This window comes from Lysinibacillus sp. S1, from assembly GCF_044986265.1.
Classification (GTDB): Bacteria; Bacillota; Bacilli; order Bacillales_A; family Planococcaceae; genus Lysinibacillus; species Lysinibacillus capsici.
In genome coordinates this window covers 3,540,549-3,558,906 of sequence record NZ_CP173154.1, presented here as the reverse complement: position 1 = coordinate 3,558,906, position 18,358 = coordinate 3,540,549, and the positions used below count along the sequence as shown (strand labels likewise).

At 37.3% G+C, this 18,358-nt stretch carries 18 protein-coding genes and 1 other annotated feature; of the genes, 8 read left to right on the top strand and 10 right to left on the bottom strand.

Translation table 11 applies throughout. From position 1 onward, the window contains the following. Nucleotides 1-19: 19 nt before the first annotated feature. Together ACHZEU_RS17750 and ACHZEU_RS17745 are read right to left on the bottom strand one after the other, a co-directional pair. A complete protein-coding gene (locus tag ACHZEU_RS17750) occupies nucleotides 20-1,201 on the bottom strand; it encodes an ABC transporter permease (RefSeq protein ID WP_066037078.1) in 1,182 nt (393 codons plus the stop codon). Continuing rightward, nucleotides 1,185-1,934 (bottom strand): ABC transporter ATP-binding protein, encoded by a 750-nt coding sequence (locus ACHZEU_RS17745; RefSeq protein WP_066037077.1) that lies wholly within the window; start codon nucleotides 1,932-1,934, stop codon nucleotides 1,185-1,187. Before ACHZEU_RS17745 ends, ACHZEU_RS17750 begins: the two co-directional genes overlap by 17 nt. A gap of 104 nt (nucleotides 1,935-2,038) precedes the next feature. On the opposite strand from ACHZEU_RS17745, the gene ACHZEU_RS17740 reads away from it, so the two are divergent. From ACHZEU_RS17740 to ACHZEU_RS17720, 5 genes are all read left to right on the top strand, one after another. Continuing rightward, nucleotides 2,039-2,452, top strand: a complete 414-nt coding sequence (locus tag ACHZEU_RS17740; RefSeq protein WP_048391747.1) for an HIT family protein — start codon at nucleotides 2,039-2,041, stop codon at nucleotides 2,450-2,452. A gap of 148 nt (nucleotides 2,453-2,600) precedes the next feature. Beyond that, nucleotides 2,601-3,137: a tryptophan transporter gene (locus ACHZEU_RS17735; RefSeq protein WP_259949846.1), complete on the top strand. Its 537-nt coding sequence runs from the start codon at nucleotides 2,601-2,603 to the stop codon at nucleotides 3,135-3,137. A gap of 134 nt (nucleotides 3,138-3,271) precedes the next feature. Next, the gene (locus ACHZEU_RS17730; RefSeq protein WP_048391751.1) at nucleotides 3,272-3,667 is read left to right on the top strand and encodes a YtxH domain-containing protein; all 396 of its coding nucleotides are present in this window, start codon (nucleotides 3,272-3,274) and stop codon (nucleotides 3,665-3,667) included. Between the two features lie 157 nt (nucleotides 3,668-3,824). Further along, entirely contained in the window at nucleotides 3,825-4,385 is a 561-nt protein-coding gene (locus ACHZEU_RS17725; RefSeq protein WP_004230760.1) for an HTH-type transcriptional regulator Hpr, read from the top strand. Between the two features lie 205 nt (nucleotides 4,386-4,590). Continuing rightward, nucleotides 4,591-5,136 (top strand): DUF3267 domain-containing protein, encoded by a 546-nt coding sequence (locus ACHZEU_RS17720; protein WP_016992098.1) that lies wholly within the window; start codon nucleotides 4,591-4,593, stop codon nucleotides 5,134-5,136. 501 nt (nucleotides 5,137-5,637) lie between these two features. Here ACHZEU_RS17720 and ACHZEU_RS17715 read toward each other — a convergent pair. Beyond that, on the bottom strand, nucleotides 5,638-5,742 hold the full coding sequence (locus ACHZEU_RS17715) for a YjcZ family sporulation protein (RefSeq protein ID WP_004230765.1): 105 nt from the start codon (nucleotides 5,740-5,742) through the stop codon (nucleotides 5,638-5,640). Nucleotides 5,743-5,885: 143 nt separating this feature from the next. Here ACHZEU_RS17715 and ACHZEU_RS17710 point away from each other — a divergent pair, with 143 nt between their 5' ends. Next, nucleotides 5,886-6,866, top strand: a complete 981-nt coding sequence (locus ACHZEU_RS17710) for a peptidylprolyl isomerase (protein WP_048391754.1) — start codon at nucleotides 5,886-5,888, stop codon at nucleotides 6,864-6,866. A 62-nt stretch (nucleotides 6,867-6,928) separates the two neighbouring features. Here the strand turns inward: ACHZEU_RS17710 and ACHZEU_RS17705 are convergent, their stop codons facing one another. The 4 genes from ACHZEU_RS17705 to ACHZEU_RS17690 form a co-directional block, all read right to left on the bottom strand. Next, the gene (locus tag ACHZEU_RS17705) at nucleotides 6,929-8,233 is read right to left on the bottom strand and encodes a methyl-accepting chemotaxis protein (RefSeq protein ID WP_279496118.1); all 1,305 of its coding nucleotides are present in this window, start codon (nucleotides 8,231-8,233) and stop codon (nucleotides 6,929-6,931) included. A gap of 165 nt (nucleotides 8,234-8,398) precedes the next feature. Beyond that, nucleotides 8,399-9,334, bottom strand: coding sequence for a 3'-5' exoribonuclease YhaM (gene yhaM / locus ACHZEU_RS17700; RefSeq protein WP_048391758.1), 936 nt, complete (start codon nucleotides 9,332-9,334; stop codon nucleotides 8,399-8,401). Beyond that, complete coding sequence (locus tag ACHZEU_RS17695) at nucleotides 9,331-12,219, bottom strand: AAA family ATPase (protein ID WP_279496121.1); 2,889 nt, start codon at nucleotides 12,217-12,219, stop codon at nucleotides 9,331-9,333. The genes yhaM and ACHZEU_RS17695 overlap by 4 nt, the downstream gene beginning before the upstream one ends. A gap of 4 nt (nucleotides 12,220-12,223) precedes the next feature. Then, nucleotides 12,224-13,438 (bottom strand): DNA repair exonuclease, encoded by a 1,215-nt coding sequence (locus ACHZEU_RS17690; RefSeq protein ID WP_066037075.1) that lies wholly within the window; start codon nucleotides 13,436-13,438, stop codon nucleotides 12,224-12,226. Between the two features lie 259 nt (nucleotides 13,439-13,697). On the opposite strand from ACHZEU_RS17690, the gene ACHZEU_RS17685 reads away from it, so the two are divergent. Then, nucleotides 13,698-13,883 carry a YhzD family protein gene (locus tag ACHZEU_RS17685; protein WP_036075853.1) on the top strand — a complete coding sequence of 62 codons (186 nt, stop codon included), beginning with the start codon at nucleotides 13,698-13,700 and terminating at the stop codon, nucleotides 13,881-13,883. A gap of 52 nt (nucleotides 13,884-13,935) precedes the next feature. On the opposite strand, the gene ACHZEU_RS17680 is transcribed toward ACHZEU_RS17685, so the two are convergent. After that, nucleotides 13,936-14,718, bottom strand: a complete 783-nt coding sequence (locus ACHZEU_RS17680) for an enoyl-CoA hydratase (protein WP_048391764.1) — start codon at nucleotides 14,716-14,718, stop codon at nucleotides 13,936-13,938. Nucleotides 14,719-14,856: 138 nt separating this feature from the next. Here ACHZEU_RS17680 and ACHZEU_RS17675 point away from each other — a divergent pair, with 138 nt between their 5' ends. Further along, nucleotides 14,857-15,828, top strand: a complete 972-nt coding sequence (locus ACHZEU_RS17675) for a rhodanese-related sulfurtransferase (protein WP_066037074.1) — start codon at nucleotides 14,857-14,859, stop codon at nucleotides 15,826-15,828. Here ACHZEU_RS17675 and ACHZEU_RS17670 read toward each other — a convergent pair. Continuing rightward, nucleotides 15,817-15,957: a hypothetical protein gene (locus tag ACHZEU_RS17670; RefSeq protein WP_279496124.1), complete on the bottom strand. Its 141-nt coding sequence runs from the start codon at nucleotides 15,955-15,957 to the stop codon at nucleotides 15,817-15,819. The genes ACHZEU_RS17675 and ACHZEU_RS17670 overlap by 12 nt on opposite strands. A gap of 13 nt (nucleotides 15,958-15,970) precedes the next feature. Then, nucleotides 15,971-17,620 (bottom strand): FAD-binding dehydrogenase, encoded by a 1,650-nt coding sequence (locus ACHZEU_RS17665; RefSeq protein WP_048391767.1) that lies wholly within the window; start codon nucleotides 17,618-17,620, stop codon nucleotides 15,971-15,973. A gap of 404 nt (nucleotides 17,621-18,024) precedes the next feature. Beyond that, nucleotides 18,025-18,266, top strand: a binding site (T-box leader). Nucleotides 18,267-18,358 lie beyond the last annotated feature (92 nt).

Here is an 18,358-nt window from a genome sequence, read left to right as displayed (position 1 = left end):
GCTTTTTAGTATTCTATTTCTACTTTGAAACCTTCGACGTTAATTCACTAATCACCAAAACAATGATAAAGGCAATATAAAACATTGGTTGTGTCATAGCACATAAGCCCACAACAATAGCTTGTGTAATCATGGCTAAACGCACAATTTGCTTCACAGCTAGTTGACGAGCATGATCTGGTAACGGATAGAGCATGTCCATTCGAAATTCGCCACTGGATAACAGAGCTTGTTTTAACTGAATAGTTGTCGCAAAGCTGAGTGCACCTGCTACAATCCATGTAACGACAGGAATATCTACAAATGCTGCAATGATTGCTGAAATAGCAGTAAGGCGTACCCATAAATAGAAATGGTCATCTGTTCGAATAAAGGTACGAAATACCAAGTACTTTTGAGCATTTTCCTTACCGTATGGTACAAATTTATAGAGCCAGTCCATCCAGCTTCGACGGCGAATGCTACCGTGTAAATGAGGTACATCTGTAAAATAATTTGCAAAACGATAGAAGCTCATCATACGATTCTGTTCAAGCTTGACAAAATGCTCATACGGCACTGGTTCACCAACTGATTTTTTACTAAAGACCATCATATAAACAACACTAATAACTGTCGCGATTACTGCTAATAACAACTGTGCATGGAGCCCCATATAAATAGTAGCTGCAAAAATGACAGCTCGGATAAACCTATCCACCCAAACCATCTGCCCTCGTTCACTATAACGATAGCTGAATTCTCCTCGAACACTTAGATATTTCAACACAATAGTAAGTAAAAATATTGTCCATATTTCGACCGTTGTTAATTCAGTCACGGCTTTTAATAAAGGGATACTAACAATATAGACAATCGCTACAATCCACACCTGAGACCAAAACGTCCAAGCCAACGCCTTGCTGAAGTACAAAGACATCTTTGATTCTAAAGGTAATAAGTATACTTGATCTGGCTCTCTCAACAATGTAGTCGGACGGCTAAAGGCCAATAAAATCCCGATGATAACAGCTATCAGGACTTCTGCTGGAAAGTCTGTTTGAACAACTTTCAGCCATTCGCTATATTGATAGCCCCCTGCTCCTATTAGAAATACAAGTACGATAGCAATATGCCCTGTAAAAATAAATTGCATATATTTTTGTACTTCTCCTATATAATGCATGAAGCGAGAGGACCATACATCACGCAAGTTCTTCATGGTCCCGCTCCTTTGTCATAGCAATATAGAGGTCATCTAATGTCGCATACGGCATAGCAAATGATTGACGTAAATCAGCCATTGTTCCTTGTGCTCGAACTCTTCCTTCATGCAATAAGATAATGCGATCACAATGCTTTTCAGCTGTTGATAGAATATGTGTAGACATTAATATAGAAGCGCCTTCTTTTTTCTTTTCATCCATTTGATCTAATAACGATTGAATACCTAATGGATCCAATCCCACAAAAGGTTCATCAATAATATATAGACTTGGATTCACTAAAAAGGCACACATAATCATAACTTTTTGACGCATTCCCTTTGAAAAATGTGAAGGGAACCAATTTAATCTTTTCTCCATTCGAAATTCTTTTAACAGTACCTCAGAACGAGCATCGAGTGTTGCTTTGTCAATACCGTAAGCCATTGCAGTTAATTCTAAATGCTCTCTTAATGTTAGCTCATCGTATAATACAGGGGTTTCAGGAATATAGGAAAAGGCTGTACGATACTTGTCCGTATCTTCCTTTAATGTTACACCATTTAGACGAATGTCCCCTTCCTTTGGCAACATTGTTCCTATAATATGTTTAATCGTTGTACTTTTCCCAGCTCCATTTAAGCCGATTAAGCCAACTAGTTCACCTTCTCCAATCGTAAAAGATAGATCTTTAATAACAGGTTTTCTTGTATAACCACCTGTCACATGTTGTACCTCTAATACTGACATATTCTCACTCCTCTTCTTGTATTATATTTTATCAAAAATTAGCAAATGATACAGGTTTGAGTATGATAGAATGTACTTACATATACGTTAAGGGGGAAATTCTTATGAGCGATTGCCTATTTTGCAAAATTATTGATGGTTCCATTCCAAGTACAAAAATTTATGAAGACGATCATGTCTATGCATTCACAGACATTTCACCTGTTGCAAAGGGCCATACACTATTAATTCCAAAGCATCACTGCAAAGATTTATTTGAAATGCCAGAGGAAGTGGCTCGTAATCTATATGCTGTGGCACCAAAAATTGCAAATGCAATTAAAGCAGCATTTCAGCCGATTGGTTTGAATACCATTAATAACAACGGTGCTGCAGCTGGACAAACTGTTTTCCACTACCACTTACATTTTATTCCGCGTTACGATGAAAAAGAAGGGCTAGGCTTAATTTGGCAAACACAAAAGTACTCACCAGAGCAGTTGTCAGAAGTAGCAGAAAGTATTAAAGCCAATCTATAAGCCATTTGTAATATATTAACATCTGAATGTTCAGAATGCTGTATTGCAAATTTTTAAAATTTAGCGTACAATCACAAATAAGTTTCGCTAGCGGTCAAGAGGACACGTTAGGAGACAAATAGATTAGCATAGTCGAGGAGAGATTCAAATGAATACAAAGAATTTAGTATTAATGGCACTGTTAGTAGGTGTCGGTGCTGCACTTTATGTGGTTACACCAGGAATGGTGAATGGAATGAAGCCTGATTTTATGTTAACCATGATGTTTATTGGTATTCTATTATTCCCAACAGTGAAAGAAACGTTCCTACTTTCTCTTTCAACAGGGGTGCTTTCAGGTTTATTTACAACATTCCCAGCAGGTCTAGTTCCAAATATTATTGATAAAGCTGTTACTGGTTTTGTATTTTTAGCTGCTTTAATCATTCTCAAAAAACTGGCAGGTCATTTCGCCGTATCTGCTGTCTTAGTTGGCTTGGGAACAATTCTTTCAGGAACTGTCTTCTTAGTAGTAGCGCTTTTTGTGTTTAATGCAAATGTTGGCGCGACGTTTGCGATGCTATTTATTGGCGTTGTCCTTCCAGCTGTCGTATTTAACGTTGTTGCGTTTGCCGTTATTTATCCAATTGTTTCAAAATTAGTGAAGCGCTCTAAATTCAATACAGCTATTTCTCAAATTTCATAAATAAACACTTTAAATAATCAAAAGAAACTAAACTGTGACGGTCAAATCACTCGTTTAGTTTCTTTTTTCTTTTTGTATTGGTGCATTTCATGGTTTAATAGTAAATAAACATGACTAGAAATGAGGTATCTAATATGAAAGCAAAACCATTTTTACTTGGACTAACGACAGGAATTATCGGTGGGACAATCGCTGTACTTTTCTCCACGCCACAATCTGGGCAACAGCTACGTGCTTCTGTTAAACAAAATGTTGACCAAACAAAGGGTATGCTCCTTGATGTAAAACAACAAGTAGGAACTGTTAAACAATCTGTTAACACATTAACAAATGAAGTAAAAAATAATATCCCACAAATAATAAATGATTTAAAGCAAACAATTACGACTTTTACTGAAGAAATCGAACCAACGAAAAATAATTTACAACAAGAATTAGATGCTTTACAGAATTCGATAAGCGAAATCGAGAAAAACATTGCACAAATTACAGAAAATAAGAAAAAACCTCAAGAAAAAGTTAGCGACTAAAGTCCTTATCAATAGTTAGATAATCTGTATTTTTATCAAAAACTATTGCTATAATATTATTTTTTAGCCACTTTTCAATTTTTTAATTTTTCTAACTTTAAACTTTTTTCCTTTACTGCTATAATATTTTTAAAAATGTGAAAGAAAGCAGTAGGTGATGGCTTTGTCAGAGGAATTATATACACAAAAAGAAGCGATGCTTTATAGTCAAAGAATCGCACAGTTATCAAAAGCGCTGTGGAAAGCGGTTGAAAAGGATTGGCAACAATGGATTAAACCTTATGATTTAAATATTAATGAACACCATATTTTATGGATTTCATACCACTTAAAAGGCGCTTCCATTTCTGATGTTGCTAAATTTGGCGTGATGCATGTTTCTACAGCATTTAATTTCTCCAAAAAATTAGAAGAGCGTGGCTTTCTTAAGTTTTCCAAGCGTGATGACGATAAACGTAATACGTATGTTGAACTTACAGAAGCTGGCACAGAGCTCATTATAGAGATGAATAAAAACTACCATAATACGTATCATTCCGTACTGGAAGGATCATTAGCATTAAAAGATTTATATGGCCGTTTCCCTGATTTTTTAGATGTAATGGCTGTTATTCGTAATATCTATGGTGAAGATTTCATCGATATTTTCGAACGCTCTTTCCAACATTTCCGTGATTCCTTTGACACACTAGAAGAACGCACACCTGTAAAAGGATAAGACGAAGCTTCAAACTGCACATAATTTTTCCTGCAATTATTTATAAGTTGAACATAAATGAGTTATACTACTGTTCATTCAGGAATGAGTCATGTGAAAGGAGGTATTTCAGAAATATTTCTGAAGTACCTCCTTTTTCTTGCATTCTAACATAATTCAATTTACATTAAATAGGACACTTCCTATTCGGAGTTGATAAAAAACCATGCATTGCTGGAAAATTTTAAATTTAGAACATCATTACGGTACTACGCGTATTATTATAATGGGTGTCATTACTTTTTTATTGGTCTTTTCTGTTTCGTATGTAACGTTTAATTTATTTAATGAAGAGCATTATACAGATCGACTATTCTGGCTCTTTGTGATAGCTGTGCTAACACTTTATCCCATTCACAAATTTTTGCACTTTGTGGCCCTATTTGATTTACGCCAACATTTAAAATTACGTGTACGTAGTCAGTTTTATATAATTCCTGTTTTACACATGCGAATTCGAGAGCCATTATCTAAAAATCGATACATCTTAGCATTACTTACGCCTTTTATCGTTCTAAATACTAGTATTATAGTTGGAACATGGCTTTTACCAGCCTATACCCATTATGGGACATTGCTGTTAGCCTATCACTGTAGTCTATGCCTGATTGATATCCTTTACGTAAAGTATCTCTTGAATTCACCTAAAAATTCACAAATAGAGGAAACACCTAAAGGCTATGAAATTTTAGTTCCACCGACCGTTCACTAAATTGCTTGTACTTGTTTTTTATTGACGTTCTTTGTTATGCTATTACTATTGAAAGAGGGGAGGAATAGACTTGCTATTAATGATTGTAGTTCTATTCTCGGTATTCTATTTATTTCAAATTAACCGCATGACATATGCTCTATGCATGCGACGTGAAATTCCCGAAGAAAACCAACCAAAAATATTCCGAACTATAAATATACTTATTACTATCCTACTTGTCTCATTCTACATTGAAATTTTATATGCAGTTTAACAGAAAATTCCATTACGCCAAGGCGTAATGGAATCTAAATTTTTTCGGGCTTTTTTGAAAAGCCCCTTTCAAAACATGTGCACCATCCGCGCCCGTCCGCACGCTTGAAGATAAGTCGAGCCCCCCATGCAACAACTTTTACTAATCAAATAAATTGTTTAGAACCTAAGGCATGCGGCGCGAATGTCTAACATTGTTAAGAAAAGCTAAGAGTTAAAGCTCTTAGCTTTTCGCGGTTTTATTAATTAGTATAGGAACGCTGCACCAACGATAATTAATAAAATAAATAACACAACTAATAAAGCAAAGCCTGAGCCGTAGCCACCGCCACCGTATCCTCCGTTGCCCATAACTTCACCCCCTTTCTTTTCTATATCCTATGCGCTTCAAAATTTGAAATATAGGCAATACTCAAGGGGGAACCATTTTGTTTTTAAAACGTTTATGTTATAGTAAAAAATGGACGAAACCATGTTAGGAGAGAATATCCACTATGAAAAAGACAGTTTTATCTTTAACTTTAGCTGCATCTGTATTAGCGCTTGGTGCTTGTAGCGGCGGAGACAGCAAAGCAATCGTTACTTCTAAAGTGGGCGATATTTCAGTAGCTGATTTTAATGAAAAGGCAAAAGCTTTAACAGGCTCATATGTAATGCAGCAAATGGTGACTGAAAAAGTTTTAGCTGACAAATATGAAGTAACAGATAAAGAAATCAAAGAAGCGTATGACACAACTGCATCACAATTTGGTGATGGCTTTACACAAGCGCTTGCTGAAAGTGGTTTAACAGAACAGGGCTTTAAAGATTCTTTACGTGTTCAACTTCTTCAAGAAAAAGCTTTAAAAGATCAAGCCATTAAAGAAGAAGATGTGAAAAAATACTACGAGCAAATGAAAACAGAATTAAATGGTCGTCATATTTTAGTAGCAGATGAAAAAACAGCAAAAGAAGTAATTGAAAAAATTAAGGGTGGCGCTAAGTTTGAGGACGTTGCAAAAGAGTACTCAACAGATACTGGCTCTGCTCAAAAAGGTGGAGAGCTTGGATGGTTCTCTGTAGGTTCAATGGTAGATGAATTTAACGATGCCGCTTATGCTCTTGAATTAAATACATTAAGTGAACCAGTAAAATCTAGCTTTGGTTACCATGTAATTGAAATTACGGACAAGCGTGATGTAAAAGGTGTTGGTTCATTTAAAGACGAAGAAGAAAACATTCGTTCAACTATGTTAAGTAAACTGAACCAAACTGGTGAAGCTCAAACGATTCTTAAAGATATCGTTGCAAAAATGGCTAAAGATGCCGATGTGAAAACATCTGATAAAGATTTAAAAGAACCGCTTAAATTCTTTACAACAACAAGTGAAGAACAAGCAAAAGCAGCTGAAGAAGCAGCTAAAAAAGCTGAAGAAAATGCGCCAAAAGAGGATTCCGAAGATAAAGCAGAAGATACTGACAAGGAATCTAAATAATTAGAGTCTAGTATATAACAAAAGAGAAGCACCCTGATACATCAGATGCTTCTCTTTTTACTCTATTTTACTTTAAATTGGCTAATTTCAGTTTGTAGGTCATTTGACATTGTCTGAAGAACATTTGCAGCACTTGCTATTTCCTCATTAGAAGCACTTTGTTGCTCGATAGATAAAGCAATATGCTGTATGCCCGAAGATGTGCCATTTGCTATGCCAACGACTTCTTTTACAGCCTCATCTGTTTGACTAGCTTTCTCATTGACACGCAAGACAATATCCTTTACCTCCGTTGTACGATGACTTATCTGTTGCAAATATACGACTATATTTTTAAAGGTATCGCCTGTCTGTTCAACAGACTCACGGCCTTCCTCCACAAACTGTGTACCGCTATTAATAGCATAAACAGCACTGGAGGTTTGGTTTAAGATATCATCCACCAATGTTCGAATATTATCTGCAGCCTTTCCAGATTCCTCTGCTAACTTTCTTACTTCATCTGCCACTACTGCAAAGCCTTTTCCAGCCTCTCCTGCACGAGCTGCTTCAATAGATGCATTTAATGCAAGCAAGTTTGTTTGATCTGTAATACTTGTAATCAACGCTACAATCGTACTGATTTCCTTCGATTTTTCGCCTAAAGCATTTACAACTGCAGTTGACTGATGAACAGATTCATTAATGGTATTCATTTTTGCAATCGTTTGCTCAATTAACTGTAATCCTAAATCAGCCTTTTGGTTCGTTTCATTTGCTATTGAGGCAACTTCCTGAATAGCAGAAGATGCATGATCCATATCTTTAGTAATTAAATGTGCTGATTCAGATAATAAATCCATTTGCCTTAATTGTCCTTCTGCACTGGAGGCAATTTCCCCAATGGCACCCGAAATAGTTTCAACTGTTTGACTGCTTTGTTCGGTAATCGTTGTAAATTCCTTTGTAAAGGTTGATACATCTGTCGATGCTTTATTCGTCTTTTCAATGACCGTCCCAATTTGTACTAGCATATGATTAAATTCAGTCGATAATTGACCAATTTCATCTTTTAATCGATCATCAATACGAACAGTTAAATCGCCATCAGCAGCCTGGGTCATAGCATTTAACACACGCTTTACACGCCTTAAGACAATATACCTTGTACATAACGAAATAATTACTGTGCCAATAAATAACGAAATAAATGTATTAATGGCAACCCCAGCACTTCCATTCAAATGCACTACCTTCTCGAATTGACGACTAACAAATTCTGAAATATGGGAGCTAATAAATAAACTTATGCCGATAGCTAGTATCATTTTGAAAATTAAACTTTTCCAAAACTTAATTTTCCGTGAAAAAAGTCCCTCTGTATCCATTACTTTTCCCCATTCCTATAATTTCTCTCTCTATTCTAAAATAAATATTCACATTGGTACAATAGTTAGGCACTACAATTAAATATATGAATACTTAGACTCAGAGAAATTAATATCGAATAGCTAGACAGCAACGTTAGTTTATGGGACGATTGATATTGCTTTTTAAATAGTAGGCTTATAGAATGAACGATTATCAAGTGGGAAGAGTCTCTCTGTAAATTCACCCGGTGTCGTTTTACCTAATGCCCTTGTTAACATATTCATCTTTGCATCAATGTTATCGATATAATGCAAAATTTCTGCTTCCTGAATCATAGGTTTTTTCGGGCTACCCCACTCTTCTTTCCCATGGTGTGACAATACCATATGCTGCAACAGCATGACTTCTTCACCTTCAATTTCAAGCTCACTAGCAATCTTAGCAATTTCATTTACCATAATCGTAATATGACCTAATAAATTGCCCTCCACTGTATACATTGTGGCAACTGGGCCTGATAACTCTACAACCTTGCCTACATCATGTAAAATAATTCCAGCATATAATAAGTCACGATTTAATGTTGGATATAGGTCAGCAATGGCTTTACCTAGTTTGAGCATGGAGACCATATGATCTAATAAACCTGATGCATAGTCATGATGATTTTTAGTCGCTGCTGGAAAAACTAAAATAGCCTCTTGATGTTTTTTAATTGCTGCTCTTGTAATCCGTGAGATATTAGGGTTTTTAATGTCAAAGAAAAATTGCGTTAATTCTTCATATAGTTGTTCTTTTGGTGTTGCAGAGGATGGCACTAAATCGTGAATAGCAATTCCTTCCTCTGGCTTAGCAACACGGATAGATTTAATACGCAATTGATTCTTTCCTCTATAGTCATGAATCTCTCCGCCAACACGTACAATGGCTTCCGCATGGTACATCTTTTCATGATCCTCATTCGTATCCCATAGCTTTGCCTCTATATCCCCACTCTTATCTTGTAATATTAGCGACATAAATGGCTTCCCAACGGTTGTAACCCCTTTTGTCGCTTGTTTTATTAATAAAAATTGATCAACTACTTCTCCAACTTGGAGCGTCGTAATCCCTTTCATGTTGACGCCACTCCCCTTTCATTTGCTAATGCTCCTATATCGACAATCTGGTTTTTTTGCCAATAGTTGAGCATTGTGTCATGACAAGTAAAATATAAAATTTGACGTTCATATCCTACTTCTTTCATTAATTGTACCATTTTGTCTGTGCGGTTTCGATCAAAATGGACAAAAGGATCGTCCATAATCATTGGAAATGGTGCAGCGCTCACTAGGGTTTTTGCTAGAGCCATTCGCAATGCAATATAAGCTTGCTCTTTGGTAGCCTGGGACAACTCCACCATTTGATAACGTATCCCTGCAGCATCCTGCGCTACAAAATAACCATCCTCATGAATCGAAATTTTGTCATAGTTTCCTCCTGTTAGTAAACGGAATATAGCATTTACCTCTTCAAGGACATGAGGTAATTTTTCTTCACGAAGACGGAATAGTGTTTCATGAATAGCTGTCGCCACAGCTTTTTTAGTTGCCCACTGCTCAATTAACTGCTGCAATTCCGTTTTCTCCTGCTCAAACTGTTGAAGTAATTGACCATACTTTTCATCATTTAATAGCTGTTCTTTTTCCATTAGCAAAGCAGCACGTTGTTCCAGACATTTATCAATTTCTAATTGCAATGATTGCTGCTCTTGTTCTAAAGCACATATGTGTTCGCTAACAGAGTCCTCAATCAGATTTTCCTTCTGTTGAAGATCGAGTGAAGATAATTGAGCCTGGACGGTTTGCAATTCTGTCTCAATTTTTCTTCTCTGTTCAAATTGCTCATGCATTTCATAATAAGCCTGTTCATTTTGGATCTTTGCTTCTTTGAATAGCTCGTACATTTCAGCAGTATAACGATCCATTCTTGATTGTCCACCTTCTATTTTTATTTGGACGCTGGCTAGCTGATCTTTTGCATGCTGTGCTTGCTGCTGTTGCTGTTGTGCTTCAAGGTAGGCTGTTCGTAAATGCATATAAATTTCATGTTCATTATAGGCTCCCTCTAAAACCCGTTGAAGCTGCTCATAAATGTTGTTCTTTTCTACCAGCGTTTCTTGCAACAGACTTGAGGTACTGTTTCTTTTAGCTGCTAATTCTTGTACACCACGAATACGCATAAATAATTCGGGCATTAGCGATCTGGCTATCGTTCCTTGTAAGCGATAACGCTTTAAAAAATGTTGGAGCGTTTGAGTGGCCTCTTCACTCTCTACCTCCGTTAGTTGAATTTTATATTCAAGAGAAGTATATTGCTGCTCCTTCTCTTTCTGCTGTTCATTGATGTGCAACCAGCGATCTTCATATCTTTGCTTCTTTGCAAGAACTGCTTGTACTGTCAATTCCTCTTGCTCTAACTCCCGTAGGAGGATGCTATGCTCTTTATTAGTAGGTTCACTTGCTTGCTTAACATATCGAATAAACAAAAAAGTTAGCAATGATAAAACTGCTCCAATTAGAATTACAACTATGTTTTTTTCAAATACACCATAAGCAAACGACATGAAGCAAATCAGTAGGACAAGCCAGATAAAGTCATGAGGCTGCTTCTGCTTACTGCGTTGCGATTTGGCAGAACGTAGTTGCTCAAGCCTCCGCTTTTGTTGAGGCCATTGTGCTAAAATATGTTCTTCCTCACTTGTTAATGACTCACGCATTAGCTGTTGCTTCTGTTTGGCTATTGCATCTAATTCTAGGTGTACTTGCTCTAGTGAACGTAGATGAAATTTTAGCTCTTCCTCCGCCTCCTCTAATTTACTTAATTGAAGCTGAAATTGTTGCTCCTGTTGGAGTGAAACTGTTTCGTTCAAAAGATTTTCTTGTGCTTCTTTCTCTGTTACACCTAGTAAACGAAACTGTGCTTCAATTTCTTGTTCGAGCAAAAATAGATCATCCTGTAAATTTTGCTCTTTCACCATTAGCTGATGCCACGTTGCCTCTTTTTGCATAAGGTAAGCCATTTCATTGACCTTTTGCTCATCCACTGTTGCAAGTATTTTCTCCTGCAATATTTGATGCTGCTCCTTTAATTGCATCAGTTGCTGACTTTCATGTAACAGACGATCCTTTACCTGCTCATACCGTCTGATACCCTCTGATGGAAACTGAACATGTTGAAAATTGGTCATTGTCTGTTGCAATGTCTGTTGCTGCTTGAGGAGAGGGAGTGCTTGCTTTTGAATAGTTAATTGCTGCCATTGTTGCTGTTGCCGTTTTTGCGTACCAAATAGCTGTTCTAAATTTTGCTCAAGTAATTGTAATTGCTGTAATTTATCCTCAAAGGTTTGAATCTTCACCTGTTCCTGTTTAATTGTCCGCTCAAGCTGCTTTAGTTGTTCAATCTTTTGATTAATCAATGGCACTTTACCTGTCTTTTTAAACAGCTCACTAGCCTCTTTATCCATTTTCTTTTCAAGTGCGGATAAATACTGAATACCTGTTGTACCTGAGGCAAGTAGCAAGTGGGTTAGCTCCTCTTCAGACATTTTTTCAATACCTTGTAGTTCATGCAGCGAAAAAGAAAAAATGGCTTCAAAGGATGCCCTAGAATATCCATATAAAAGCTTTACTAACAACTCATCTTGCCCCGTCGTTCCATCCTCTAGGTAGACAGTAACATCACCAGCAGCCTTTCCTTTCACACGTTCAACTGTACATTGACCATAAATAGGGTGTAAAAGTGTCAGCTGACCTCCATATTTCGTTGAAATTTTCGGCTCATATTTGCGCTGTATCTGCTGCCTTGTTGGGAAACCAAAAAGCATTTGTAGTATAAACTGCTGTATCGTCGTTTTTCCTGCTTCATTTAATCCATAAAAAATAGTGACACCATCATTTAACGAAATGGAGATATTTTCATGCTTACCAAAGCCATAAATTTGGATTTTCTGTATTGTCAGCATGTAATCACGCCCTTTGAATTTCTTCTGCTAATAATGTCTGTGCACGATGGGTTAAGTTCTCAATATCCTTTTCACTAAGTGGCTCTATCAGCCTCGCACCACCAGCATATTGGTACAAATCTTTTAGAATATCCTTCCATTCATTACTGTCCCATTGTTCCATTAAGCTCACAACGGATTGAGTTGTTGCTGTATGCTCATAAAATCTCGCTGCCTTTTGCAACACCATTTTTTGTACCCAACACATTGGGTCAATACCTTCCTCAGCCTCTCGAATAGTCTCTAACCATGCATCTACTGTTGCATGTTCAAATAAAGCTTCCGTTTGTTCGTCAATATTTTGCAAATGAAGCTCTACTACCGATGCGCCATACTTCTTCCTATTAGCTGTAATAGCTTCTGCACATCTCTTCAATAATTCATTGGCGTGTACCACATTCGTACAATCCACCTCAATGGTGCTATAAACAACAGCAGAGGTAGAGATAAAATCAAGCTCAGTCGATGTTTTGGATAGCGTCACATCATAAAAGCCTTTCATTCCTTGTTCTTTACGATGTCGACTTTGAATATTGCCTGGATAAACAATTGGAGGGTTTTGATGTAAAAGCTGTCGTTTATGAATATGGCCAAGCGCCCAATAATGATAGTTCTTTTCAAGTAACTGTTGTTTTGTAAAAGGGGCATACACATCATGTGTTGTATTGCCTGCCTCACTGCCATGAAGCATACCAATATGAATGGCATGCTGATCATGTGCAGTTGGATAGCTTTCAATAACAGATTCCTTTAAATGACGTTCAGGATAGCTAAAACCATATATATTCACTTGTTGACCCCGTATTTTTAATTGAACTACACTCGTTTCAGCTGGTAATTCATAGACATTACTTGGTAAAGAAAAGCGTGTCCATGTACCATTTAAATGATCATGATTTCCGTAGCTCACAATGACAGGGATATTGTGTTGAAAAAGCTTCTCCATTGCATCTTGAAATCTTCGTTGTGCTTGCAAGCTACGATTTTCACCATCATAAATATCCCCAACAATTAGTAAAAAATCAGGTTTTTCCTGAATCGCTTTAAGGATAATTTTATCAAACGCTTCAAAAGTGCTTGACCGTATTTTCTTTAAAATGGGTTCGGGTAGACCAAATAAGCCCTTAAATGGACTATCTAAATGTAAATCTGCCATATGGAAAAAACGAATTGCTGACATCCAATCACCTCAAATAGTAGATAATTCTCTCTTTAGTACAAAACCAAAGTAATAATATGTTGTTTATTCAAAACCGAATATTTGTTCTATTTTATCATAACTCATGTTTGATGAAAAATGCTATTACGGAAAAAAACAACATCGCCTTACTTTTTCCACAATTTTCGTAATTTATCAAAAAATTCACTAGTTTTACCGTGAAGTTTATAAATCTTCTATGTATAATAGAAATATATTCAAGTAAAAGGGTGGGGTCTGTATGGAGAATTATCGTTTTACAGCTTTTGAAAAAACAGGGGAAACATTGTTTGATGAAACTTGGACTTTTGAAAATGATGAGGCTGCTAAACTAAATGGACAACAACAAATTGAGGAAAAAGGTGTTGCCGATAAAACTCATCGTCTTGTAAACGCTTCAGGTAAATTAATTTTATTCCATGTTTAGTGGCTAATAAAAGGCACGTAGTCAATGGTTTGCTACGCGCCTTTTATTATTTTTATTTCCCTACAAAGACAGGCGTTCTTTTCTCTACAAATGCATGAATGCCCTCGACATGATCTGTTGTTTTACGCATTGCAGACTGGCCCTCAGCCTCTAATGCTAAGATATTTTCTAGCTGTGGCATATTTTGTGCATGTAGAATTTTTTTCGTTGTAATCATGGAAGAAATCGGGGATGCAAGCATTTTCCCCACCACTTGATCTGCCATTGCAAATACAGTGCCCTCTGGTGCAATATAATCAATTAACCCTGCATCTAATGCTTCTTTTGCTGTTAATACCTTTCCCTCCCATATCATTTGTTTCGCTTTAACAGTACCTACACGCTCCTTCATGAAGAAATGACCGCCCCCATCTGGAATCAGTCCAATTCCAATGAAATTCATAGCAAGTTTACTATTTTCACAGGCTACAATAATATCTGCCCCTAGTGTTAGACTAAATCCTAAACCTGCTGATGCACCATGAACCGCTGCAATCACAATCATTGGTAGCTGATAATATGCCTTCACGATACGTGTCAGATAAACCATTGCCTCATCAATATTCAGTGGTTTGCTTTCATCTAGCATTGCTTTTATATCACCACCCGCAGAAAAGACCTTTCCTTCTCCACGAATAACAAGCACCTGAATATCTTTTTCCTGCTGTAGAGCCTCAAAGCATTCTGCAAGTTCACGCATCATGACATCATCCATTGCATTCATCGCCTGTGGGCGATTCAATGTTAAGGTTGCTCGACGCTCTAATTTTTCTAATGTAATCGTTGAAAATTCCATCTCTATAACCCCCAAATATGAATAGTCATTCACTATGTATAATTCGTGTTTTTTTTGAAAACTCCTTCTCTCTAAGCAAAATTGCTCCTGTTATGCTATATTAAAGGACGAATATCGAGATAAAGGTGGTAATGTATTTTGACACAAAAAGACTATCGTGTATTACTTTATTATAAATATATTACGATTGAAGATCCTGAAGCGTTCGCAGAAGAACATTTAGCATTGTGTAAAGAGATAGGGCTTCTTGGTCGTATTTTAGTAGGTTACGAAGGTATTAATGGAACTGTATCAGGTACCATTGAGCAAACAGATGCTTACATGAATCATATGAAGGCAGATGCTCGTTTTAGCGATATGATGTGGAAAATTGATGAGACTGAAGGGCATACCTTTAGAAAAATGCATGTACGTCCTCGTCGAGAAATTGTTCACCTCGGTTTAGAACAGGATATCAATCCGTTAGAAATCACAGGTGATTATTTAACACCTAAAGAATTTATGGAACAGATGCAAGATGACAACACCGTGGTTATCGATGCCCGTAATGACTATGAATATGATCTCGGTCATTTCCGAGGGGCTGTTCGACCAGATATTGAAAACTTCCGTGACCTACCTGCTTGGATGGAGGCGCATAAAGAAGATTTTGCAGATAAAAAAATCTTAACTTATTGTACAGGTGGTATTCGCTGCGAAAAATTCTCTGGTTGGCTAAAACGCGAGGGCTATGGTAAGAGCGTAGGTCAATTACACGGCGGTATTGCTACATATGCGAAGGATCCTGAGGTAAAAGGTCAATTATGGGATGGTCAAATGTTTGTTTTTGACCGCCGTCGAAGTGTACCGATTAATCAGGTGGAACATGTTATTGTTGGGAAGGATTATTTCACCGGGGAGCCTTCTGAACGATACACAAACTGTGCAAACCCAGCGTGTCATAAGTTAATGCTTTGTGAAGAAAAACATGAGGCATTTTACATGCGAAGCTGTTCAGATGATTGTCGCCGTGCAGAACGCAACTTTTTCGTGGAGGAAAACGGTTGGACAAAGGAACAGGTTGAAGAACAAATTGCTAAGATTGCAGAGGTCCAACAATCAAATTGTTAATCCATTCCATAATTTAATCCAGGTGCGCATTGCTGTTGGATTTCTGCTCAAAACTTCAGCATAGTGATCTACTCCAACATTATCAATCCATTTAAAAAGAGCATCGTCCATCAAAACGATGCTCTTCATTCATTTATGCACTTTATCCTTGCCCTAAATAACGCCCTACCTGGCGTCCACTAAATAAACAACCACCAACAAATGTCCCTTCTAAAGCGCGGTAGCCATGGACGCCACCGCCACCGAAACCACTTACTTCACCAGCAGCAAATAACCCAGGAATTGGCTGACCGTCCATGCCCAAAACAGCGCCATTTAAATTTGTTTGTAAGCCACCTAAAGTTTTCCTTGTTAGAATGTTTAAGCGAACAGCAATTAAAGGCCAATTTTTGGTATCTAAAATTTTATGTGGCTTGGCAACACGCACCCATTTATCCCCAATATAATTTCTTGCTCCATGAATAGCGTTTACTTGCAAATCCTTTGTAAACTTATTGTCCATTTCCCGATCTCTTGCCAAGATTTGCTCTTTAATCTTCATGAAATCAAGTAGCTCATTTCCAGCAAGTTTATTCATTCCATCTACAAGTTCCTTTAGATCATGTGCAATCACAAAATCCTCTCCGTGATTTTTAAAAGCTTGGATAGGAGCAGGTGGGCCTGGTAAAATGCGTTTTAGAACATCGCCAATGCTTTTGTTTGTTAAATCTGGGTTTTGCTCCGAGCCAGATAAAGCAAATTCTTTCTCAATAATTTTCTCCGTTAAAATAAACCAGGAATAGTCATAACCTGTTTTTTGAATCGCCTCTAACGTACTGAGTGTATCAAACCCTGGAAAGTTGGGTGCATGAAAACGATTCCCCTCTGCGTCAAACCACAGGGAGGAGGGACCAGGCAATATCCGAATTCCATGGTTGGGCCATATTGGATCCCAATTTCTTAAACCCTCTGTGTAATGCCACATGCGATCACGGTTTACAATGCGTCCCCCAGCATGTTCCGTGATCTCTAGCATTCTTCCGTCAACGTAAGCTGGTACACCACATACCATATTTTTTGGAGGGGTTCCTAATCGAGCAGGCCAATTTTTTCTCACTAAATCAAAATTTGCCCCAATACCACCACTTGCCACAATCACAGCTTTAGCTTCGTAGGAAAATTCACCGATTCCTAATCTCGAACTTTTTTCACCTCGATTAATAAAGGTTTCAGCTAGCACCGTTCCGCTAATTCCTATAATCTTCCCTTCTTGCTGCACAAATTCATCCACACGATGTCTTGGCTTGAAGTCAATGAATCCTTCTTTCATAGCCTGTTTTACTTTATCTACAAATGGCTTTACAATGCCAGGGCCTGTTCCCCAGACAATATGAAATCTAGGTACTGAATTGCCATGCCCTCCTGCCAATGAGCCTCCCCGCTCTGCCCATCCAACAACAGGGAAAAACTTTATACCTTTTGACTTTAACCAGTCGTATTTTTCACCTGCAGCAAAATCAACATATGCTCTTGCCCATTTATACGCCCAGGAATCCTCATCTTCTAAACGATCAAAGCCTGCAGTTCCTTGCCAATCCTGCCATGCAAGCTCCTTACTATCTTTAATTCCAAGCCTTCTTTGCTCTGGAGAATTTACTAAAAATATTCCTCCAAAAGACCAATATGCCTGTCCTCCGATTGAATTTTCAGGCTCTTGATCTACTAAAAGAACTTTTTTCTTTGCATCGATTAATTCACAAGCTGCGACTAATCCTGCAAGACCAGCACCGACTATTGCAACATCGTACTTCATTCTTACACCCCCAAATCAATCATCCTTAACTAACATTCTTCTCTCACAGTCTGTTTACCTTCTACTTTTTATATTTTTGTCTAAAATGTGACAAACAAAAACGTTCGCTTTCTTAGAACAAATCCATGGATAATTAGCATAAACCCTCTATTTTATTCCATTTAATTCCCATATAATTTTTCATGCTAAAACTACACAGAAACCTGATACTATCGGACTTTTCAAATATCGTTAGCGCTTTCATTGTATTCCCCAAAAAGACGAACATTACAACGGTATTATATAAATAATATTCGTTTTTAGTTATTTTTCAGACTTTTGAAGTCAGTATTTTTAAAGTTTTTAAGAAATATCGTTGACAAAGGTGAACAATAGGGATTATGATGTTAACAAATTTAATCACAAAAAATATAACGACGGAGACACACTAGTCGCAAGAAAATCCAAAGAGAGCTGATGGTTGGTGCAAATCAGTGATTTCTACGATAATAGTTCCACTCCTGAATAGATAGGCTGAACAACTTAAAAGTATGCTTATCCGTCTCATGCACGTTACGCATATAGCTAAGACTGCCAGAATAAATTTTCCAGCAGTGATTAAGGGTGGTACCGCGAACCAAAGTTTATACAGCCTTTCGCCCCTTACAACACACTAACTGTGTTTGTAAGGCGTGGAAGGCTTTTTATATTGTCTTCGATTTAGAAAGGAGATTGTTTGTATGCTGTAAGATGTTCGAA